This window comes from Burkholderia sp. Se-20378 (genome assembly GCF_017104665.1).
GTDB classification, from domain to species: domain Bacteria; phylum Pseudomonadota; class Gammaproteobacteria; order Burkholderiales; family Burkholderiaceae; genus Burkholderia; species Burkholderia lata.
In genome coordinates this window covers 1-1,938 of sequence record NZ_JAAGPG010000963.1, presented here as the reverse complement: position 1 = coordinate 1,938, position 1,938 = coordinate 1, and the positions used below count along the sequence as shown (strand labels likewise).

Sequence of the window (1,938 nt, the reverse complement as noted above, 5' to 3'; positions counted from 1 at the left end):
CGCGCCTCCTTCAGAAATGGCGCCATTGCGCCCTCACGGCTGCCGTCACAGGTTCGTGCCCGCCGCCGACGCGCGCGCCAGGAAACGCGCGAACGCTGCGCAATCGGACGCTTCGACGGCAGGTTCCTGTGCATCGATCCGTTGCGCCCACGCGTCGCGCATGCCGTCGACCGGCTGCCACGCCTGCACCTGCGCGCCGGTCGGATACGGCGTGACGAGCGGTTCGCGATAGTCGACGCGAAACAGCGGCGGCGCGCTGCCGCCCGCCGTCCACAGATCGCCGACGTCGCGCACGCTCGCGTCGAACCAGAACCGCACCCAGCGCACCGTCGGCGCGCGCGTGTCGGTACCCGGCGCGTCGGTGCCCAACGCGTCCGGCACGCGCAGGAAGCCGGCCAGCACGAGCAGCACGGCCGCCAGATCGTCGTCGCGCAACATCCGGTACGACCAGAGATCCGCGACGTCGACACAGGAGATCACCGCGATGAAACGGGCGATCGTGAGCGCGGGCCACGCGCGCCGCATCAGCGTGTAATGGCGCGCCCACTCCGCCACGAAGCGCTCGCGATGCCGGGCGGCGACCTGCACGTCGCGAGAGCCGCGAATCGTCAGTTCCTCCGGCTGATACTGGCGCGTCGTGAGCACGCACTGCGCGGAGCAGCGCGCGCTGCGATGCCGCGCATAGCCGCCCGCGCCGGGCAACGGCTCCAGCGCGCCGAAGCACAGCGGGCAATGCGTCGGCCACTCGCCGGGCCGGCCCGGCCACGGGTTCGCTTTCGGCAGGCGCGGGCGGTCGGCGGCGGCGGCCGGACGGCGCCGCCCCGGCGTGCGTGCAGCGGGCGCATCGACGCGCGGCGTCGCACGGACGGTTGCCATGAGCGCGCCTACCGGGCAGACGCGAGCGCTTTCTTCAGCGCGTCTTCGTTGATCGGTGCGTTCGCGGCGAGCTTCGCGAGATACGCCTGCGCATTCTGCTGGGTGCGCTGTGCGCGCAGCATCGCGCGCAGTTGCTCCTTCACGTCGGCCAGCGGACGCGGCGCGGCCGCGCGGACGTCGATCAGCTTCACGACGTGAAAGCCTGCCGGCGTCTGGATCGGCGCGGAGACCTGGCCCGGCTTCAGCGCGTCGGCGGCCTGCCGCACGGCCGGCACCATCAATTGATCGGGCACGAAACCGAGATCGCCGCCGTTCGCGGCACTCGCCTTGTCCTGCGAGTTCGCTTTTGCAAGCGCCGCGAAATCGCCACTGCGCGCGCGGCTCGCGAGATCGGCCGCCTGCTTGCGCGCCTTGTCGAGCGTCGCGGCATCCGCGTTCGGCGGCACCGCGATATAGATCTGCGCGACATGCAGCGCGCGCGGCGCGGTGAACGCGGCGCGATTTTTGTCATACGCGGACTGCAGCTCCGCATCCGACGGATAGTCGGCCGGCGGCGCATTCACCGACGCCAGATAGCTGCGCACGACGATATCGCGCCGCGCCTGTTCGACGGCTGCCTGCACCTGCGCCTGCTTGTCCCAGCCCTTCGATTTCGCCTCGGCCAGCACAGCCTTCTGCGCGAGCGTCGAACGCACGACCTGGTCGAGCGCGGCGGGATCGGCCGCGAGACGTTCACGCCCCTCCGGGCTCACCGCCTTCAGCAGCCCCGCGATATCGTCCTGCGTGACCGACGCCTGCGCGGCATTCGCGATCACGTCGTCCTGTGCGTGCGCCGCGAACGGTGCGCCCAGTGCGAGACTGCCTGCCACGATCGCCAGCATCTTCATCTTCGTCATCATCGTTCGACTGCCCTCTCGATTGCTCTTGAAATGCGGACGCTGCATCAGTGCGCGTCCGTCAGCGTCATGCGCAGGACGAGCGGCTGCGCCATCCCGCGTGGCGGCGCCGCGCCGACCGCCCGGCCGACGAGTGCCGCGTGCAGCGCCGCGTCGAGCGCCGGTT

Annotated in this window: 2 protein-coding genes; both read right to left on the bottom strand. The window is 71.1% G+C overall.

Translation table 11 applies throughout. The features are described 5' to 3' along the window. Nucleotides 1-45 precede the first annotated feature (45 nt). A complete protein-coding gene (locus G3N93_RS39390; protein ID WP_206135457.1) occupies nt 46-876 on the bottom strand; it encodes a hypothetical protein in 831 nt (276 codons plus the stop codon). Between the two features lie 8 nt (nt 877-884). Beyond that, nucleotides 885-1,775, bottom strand: coding sequence for a peptidylprolyl isomerase (locus G3N93_RS39385; protein WP_206124837.1), 891 nt, complete (start codon nt 1,773-1,775; stop codon nt 885-887). Nucleotides 1,776-1,938 lie beyond the last annotated feature (163 nt).